Genomic DNA, 5,925 nt, shown 5'->3' on the forward strand with positions numbered 1-5,925 from the left:
ATGAGCCTCTCAAATCGTCACAGGCAGAGCCGGTGACTCATGACCACGTCCTAAGGACGTGGTTTCCCAAGTTCAAATGAACAGGCGGGTACGCATCGACGAACCCGCCTCGTCTGTCAGCCGACGAAGTTCAGCAGAACACCCGCCGCCACCGCCGAACCGATCACACCGGCCACGTTCGGCCCCATGGCGTGCATCAGCAGGAAGTTCTGCGGGTTGGCCTCCAGGCCGACCTTGTTCGACACCCGCGCCGCCATCGGCACCGCGGAAACGCCGGCCGAGCCGATCAGCGGGTTGATCTTCTGCGCGCTGAACAGGTTCATCAGCTTGGCCATCAGCACACCCGCCGCGGTACCGCCACAGAAGGCGACCATGCCGAGCAGCAGGATGCCCAGGGTCTTCATTTGCAGGAAGGCATCCGCCGATAGCTTGGAACCGACGGTCAGGCCCAGGGCAATGGTCACGATGTTAATCAGCGCGTTGCGCGAGGTATCCGCAAGGCGCTCCACCACACCGCACTCACGCAGCAGGTTGCCGAAGGCGAACATGCCCACCAGCGGCGCGGCATCCGGCAGCAATAGACCGACCAGCAGGCAGAGCACCAGCGGGAAAATGATCTTCTCGGCCTGGCTGACATGCCGCAATTGCTGCATGACGATGGCACGCTCTTCCTTGGTGGTGAGGGCTCGCATGATCGGTGGCTGGATCAGCGGCACCAGGGCCATGTAGGAATAGGCCGCCACAGCGATGGGACCGAGCAGGTCCGGCGCCAGCTTGGAGGTCACGAAGATCGAGGTCGGGCCATCCGCGCCGCCGATGATGGCGATGGACGCGGCCTCCTTCAGGGTGAACTCCATGCCGGGAATCCCCATCGCGGTGAGCGCCAAGGCGCCGATCAGCGTACCGAAGATCCCGAACTGGGCGGCGGCGCCGAGCAGCAGGGTCTTGGGGTTCGCCAGCATGGGGCCGAAATCGGTCATCGCCCCCACACCCATGAAGATCAACAGCGGGAACACGCTGGTCGGCAACCCCACTTCGTAGAACAGGTGCAATACGCCCGCCCCTTCGGCCATATTGGCCACCGGGATGTTGGACAGAATGCCGCCGAAGCCGATCGGGATCAGCAGCAAGGGTTCGAAGCCCTTGCGGATCGCCAGGTAGACCAGTCCCAGGCAGACGACAATCATCAGCGCCTGTCCCGGTTCCAGGTGATACAGGCCAGTGCTCTGCCAGAGTTTGAGGAGCTTCTCCATCACCGACTCCTCAGCCGATGGTCAGCAGGCTGTCGCCCACCGCCACCGCATCGCCGACCTTGACGTTGACGCTCCCGATGGTGCCGCTCTTGAAGGCGCGGATCTCGGTTTCCATCTTCATCGCCTCGAGGATGATCACCAGATCGCCCTCCTGCACCGCTTGGCCGGGCTGGACCAGCACCTTGAAGATGTTGCCCGCCAACGGTGCGCTCTGCGGTTCGCCGCCGCCCGCCGGTACGCTGGCCGGAGCAGAGGAAGTCGCGGACGCGCCACCCAGCGGCTTGATGCCGGTGATGTCACCGCCCTCGTTGACCTGTACGACGAAGGATTTGCCGTTGACGTCGACGGTATAGACCTCAGGCTTGCCAGCCTCGCGGGCTGGCACTTCCTTACCGGTCGGGGCCGGTTCGAAGGCCGCCGGGTTGCCGCGGTTCTCCAGGAACTTCAGGCCAATCTGCGGAAACAGCGCATAGGTCAGGACGTCGTCGATCTCATCCTTGGCCAGCTTGAAGCCTTTCTCCTGGGCAATGCCCTTGAGTTCGGCAATGAGCTTGTCCATCTCCGGTGTCAGCAAATCGGCAGGACGACAAGTGATGGCCTCGCCCCCGTCCAGCACACGGGCCTGCAGCTCCGCATTGAACGGTGCCGGTGCCGCGCCGTACTCGCCCTTGAGCACGCCGGCGGTTTCCTTGGTGATCGACTTGTAGCGCTCGCCGGTGAGCACGTTGATCACCGCCTGGGTCCCGACGATCTGCGAGGTCGGCGTCACCAGCGGGATGAAACCGAGGTCCTCACGAACGCGCGGAATCTCGGCCAGCACCTGGTCGAATTTATCCTGGGCGCCCTGCTCCTTGAGCTGGCTTTCCATGTTGGTGAGCATGCCGCCCGGCACCTGGGCGACCAGGATGCGCGAATCCACACCCTTGAGATTGCCTTCGAACTTCGCGTATTTCTTACGCACCTCGCGGAAGTAAGCCGCGATTTCCTCCAGTAGTTCCAGATTCAGGCCGGTATCGCGCTCAGTGCCCTGGAACATGGCCACCACCGATTCGGTCGGCGAGTGGCCATAAGTCATCGACAGCGAGGAGATGGCGGTATCGACGTTATCGATACCGGCCTCCACCGCCTTGAGAATGGCGACCGACGACAGCCCCGCAGTCGCATGGCACTGCATGTGGATCGGGATCGACAGATTGGCCTTCAGACGCGAGACCAGCTCGAAGGCGGTATAAGGCGTGAGTATGCCGGCCATGTCCTTGATGGCCACCGAGTCTGCCCCCATGTCTTCGATCTGCTTGGCCAGATCGATCCACATGTCCAGCGTGTGCACCGGGCTGGTGGTGTAGGAGATGGTGCCCTGGGCATGTTTGCCCTGGCGCTTGACCGCCTGCAGAGCGGTCTGCAGGTTGCGCGGATCGTTCATCGCGTCGAACACGCGGAACACGTCGACACCGTTGACCGCGGCACGCTCGACGAATTTTTCCACCACGTCGTCCGCGTAGTGGCGGTAGCCGAGCAGGTTCTGCCCACGCAGCAGCATCTGCTGACGGGTATTGGGCATCGCCTTCTTCAACTCGCGGATGCGCTCCCACGGGTCCTCGCCGAGATAGCGGATGCAGGCATCGAAGGTCGCCCCACCCCAGGATTCCACCGACCAGAAGCCGACCTGATCGAGCTTCGGCGCGATCGGCAGCATGTCTTCCAGGCGCAGGCGCGTGGCGAGGATCGACTGATGGGCATCACGCAGCACCACATCGGTGATACCGAGTGCTTGTTTAACGGCAGTCATGCGAAAACTCCCTATCGGACCTGGATCAACCGCGCCGGGCGCGGTGCTGGTGGATGGCGGACTGGATAGCGGCAAGCAGATCGGCTTCCGGCTCCTGTGCCAAGGCGGCCTTGACCGGCAGAGGAGCGGCGGCAGGAACCGGGGCGGCCGCCGCGAAGCGCCCGATCAGGCGGGACATCAGGCGGATGGCGAACACCAGCAAAGCGAGGAAGAAAAAGACGAACCCCATGCCGAACAGCATGAGCTCGACACCCTCGAGCAGGAGTTGACTGGACGTCATCGTAGCTCCTTTACCTGCGGCTGACCGCCGCGTTCTTTTAATTAGAAGAAGGGGAGCACCCGGGACGCCATGCCCCGGGCAAACTGGCGAACCTTAGCCCGAAACGCGCGTTTGAAGCAAACGCCAGACCCGCTAAAGGGACATATCCAGACGAAAAAGCGTCATTCCGTCGCAGCGAGGCAGGTCGTTGCCGCTTCGTACCTTGGATCGAAACGGCAATCTTTAGAGCAGGAACAGCGTGGCCAGACCGAGGAAAATGAAGAAGCCGCCGCTATCGGTCATCGCCGTGATCATGACGCTGGAACCCATGGCCGGATCGCGACCGAGGCGCACCAGGGTCATGGGAATCAACACCCCCATCAACGCGGCCAGCAGCAGGTTCAGAGTCATTGCCGCCGTCATTACCACACCCAGCGACCAACTGCCGTAGAGGCCGTAGGCGACCGCACCGATGACACCGCCCCAGACCAGGCCGTTGATCAAGGCCACCACCAGCTCCTTGCGCAGCAGCCGCGAGGTATTGCCGGTGCCGACCTGATCGAGCGCCATGGCGCGCACGATCATGGTGATGGTCTGGTTGCCGGAGTTGCCGCCGATGCCGGCGACGATGGGCATCAGCGCCGCGAGGGCCACCAGCTTCTCGATAGAGCCTTCGAACATGCCGATCACCCGCGAGGCGACGAAGGCGGTGATCAGGTTGATTGCCAGCCAGGCCCAGCGGTTGCGCACCGATTTCCAGACCGAGGCGAAGATGTCTTCCTCTTCGCGCAGGCCGGCCATGCTGAGGACTTCGCTTTCGCTCTCCTCCCGGATCAGGTCGACCATGGCGTCGATGGTCAGACGGCCGATCAGCTTGCCGTTCTTCTCCACCACCGGCGCGGAAATCAGGTCATAGCGTTCGAACGCCTGGGCGGCGTCATAGGCATCGTCGTCCGGATGGAAACTCACCGGGTCGTTGGCCATCACCTCGGCCACCAGCTTCTCCGGGTCGTTGACCAGCAGGCGCTTGATCGACAGCACACCCTTGAGAATGCCGTCGTAGTCCACCACGAACAGCTTGTCGGTGTGCCCCGGCAATTCCTTCAGGCGGCGCAGGTAGCGCAGCACCACTTCGAGGGCGACGTCGTCGCGGATGGTGACCATCTCGAAGTCCATCAGGGCACCGACCTGATCCTCCTCGTAGGACAACGCCGAACGCACGCGCTCGCGCTGCTGGGCGTCGAGGGACTCCATGAGCTCGTGGACGACGTCACGCGGCAGTTCGGGTGCGAGGTCGGCCAGTTCGTCGGCATCCATCTCCTTCGCGGCAGCGAGGATCTCGTGATCGTCCATGTCGGCGATCAGCGACTCCCGCACGGCGTCGGATACTTCGAGGAGGATATCGCCATCGCGCTCGGCTTTGACCAACTGCCAGACGGTCAGGCGGTCATTCAGCGGCAGGGCCTCGAGGATATGGGCGACGTCGGCAGGGTGCAGTTCATCGAGCTTGCGTTGCAGCTCGGCGAGGTTCTGCCGATGGACCAGGCTTTCCACCAGCTCGTGATGGTGGCCTTCCTGGCGGTGGGTCAGGTCTTCGACCAGCTTGTGCCGGTGCAGGAGGTCGATCACCTGCGACAGACGGTCTTGCAGGCTCTCTTGCGGCTTTTTGGCTTCTACTTCAGTCATAGCGCGCTCCGCCCCCAGTTGGCGGGCACGCCATAGGGGCTCAATCGGTCTTTACGTTCAACAATCGCGGTTCGGAGTAACTACTGGGTAAGTCCATGGTGGTATCCCACAAGCCCCGGCGGGGCTGACGCGGGCAATGATACACCGAGCCAGCCATTTGCGCGTGACAAAACTTGGCAAGAACAAGTGTTTGCAGCAAAAACCTCAGCGCAACCTGACCCTGTTTCGTTGCGACGCCAACCATGTCATGGAAGACACGCAACGGACGTCAAGGAAGCCTTCCGGCAAAGCCCTTAGCGTGTACGGGCATTCGTCAGGAGGACTCCCCATGCAAGGACTGCTACGCGCCACGCTCTGCGCGGCACTGCTCTACCCTTCTCCCGCTCTGTTGGCTTCGACCGTCTTTCGCTGCGTCGATGCGGCCGGTCATGTCACCTTCACCCTGAACGGTTGTCCCACCGACCAGGACCAGCAGTTGCAGAATGCCCACAACCCTACCCCGGGCGGAGGCAAGCCGGTTCCGATGGCCAGGCCGGGCAAGGCCACCCGCCAGGAGAAGCGGGAAACGGGCACGGTGCTCGTGGTGGGCGAGCGCCAGGATGGCTGCGGCAACCAAGTGACCGGCACTGCCCGCCGGGAAGCGATGGTCAAGCAGGAGATACGCGCCGGTATGACGCGGGCAGACGTGGAAAGTGCGTTGGGCAGGCCGGACCGCATCAGCCGGCAGAACGGCCAGACCCGCTACCACTACCGGGATGCGAAGGGAAACAGCCGTCAAGTGAGCTTCGATGAATCCGGCTGCGTGAGAGGAAAGCGCTGAAACGAAAAAGGCCTGCATCGCTGCAGGCCTTTTCGATATGGCGCACTCAGGAGGATTCGAACCTCCGACCGCCCGGTTCGTAGCCGGGTACTCTATCCAGCTGAGCTATGAGTGCGTG

Annotated in this window: 5 protein-coding genes and 1 tRNA gene; 1 reads left to right on the plus strand and 5 read right to left on the minus strand. The window is 62.8% G+C overall.

What is annotated here, in order from left to right; all coding sequences use genetic code 11:
* Positions 1-116 precede the first annotated feature (116 nt).
* The 4 genes from BZL41_RS16275 to mgtE form a co-directional block, all read right to left on the minus strand.
* Positions 117-1,253: a sodium ion-translocating decarboxylase subunit beta gene (locus tag BZL41_RS16275; protein ID WP_095600276.1), complete on the minus strand. Its 1,137-nt coding sequence runs from the start codon at positions 1,251-1,253 to the stop codon at positions 117-119.
* Between the two features lie 10 nt (positions 1,254-1,263).
* Complete coding sequence (gene oadA, locus BZL41_RS16280; protein ID WP_095600277.1) at positions 1,264-3,042, minus strand: sodium-extruding oxaloacetate decarboxylase subunit alpha; 1,779 nt, start codon at positions 3,040-3,042, stop codon at positions 1,264-1,266.
* Positions 3,043-3,067: 25 nt separating this feature from the next.
* Complete coding sequence (locus BZL41_RS16285; RefSeq protein WP_095600278.1) at positions 3,068-3,322, minus strand: OadG family protein; 255 nt, start codon at positions 3,320-3,322, stop codon at positions 3,068-3,070.
* A gap of 222 nt (positions 3,323-3,544) precedes the next feature.
* Positions 3,545-4,987 (minus strand): magnesium transporter, encoded by a 1,443-nt coding sequence (mgtE, locus tag BZL41_RS16290; RefSeq protein WP_095600279.1) that lies wholly within the window; start codon positions 4,985-4,987, stop codon positions 3,545-3,547.
* A gap of 328 nt (positions 4,988-5,315) precedes the next feature.
* Here mgtE and BZL41_RS16295 point away from each other — a divergent pair, with 328 nt between their 5' ends.
* Positions 5,316-5,807: a DUF4124 domain-containing protein gene (locus BZL41_RS16295; protein WP_095600280.1), complete on the plus strand. Its 492-nt coding sequence runs from the start codon at positions 5,316-5,318 to the stop codon at positions 5,805-5,807.
* Positions 5,808-5,845: 38 nt separating this feature from the next.
* Here the strand turns inward: BZL41_RS16295 and BZL41_RS16300 are convergent.
* Positions 5,846-5,922: transfer RNA gene (locus BZL41_RS16300), tRNA-Arg, on the minus strand.
* Between the last annotated feature and the right edge of the window lie 3 nt (positions 5,923-5,925).

Origin of the sequence: Pseudomonas sp. PIC25 (assembly GCF_002286785.1) — a bacterium.
Lineage (GTDB): Bacteria > Pseudomonadota > Gammaproteobacteria > Pseudomonadales > Pseudomonadaceae > Pseudomonas_M.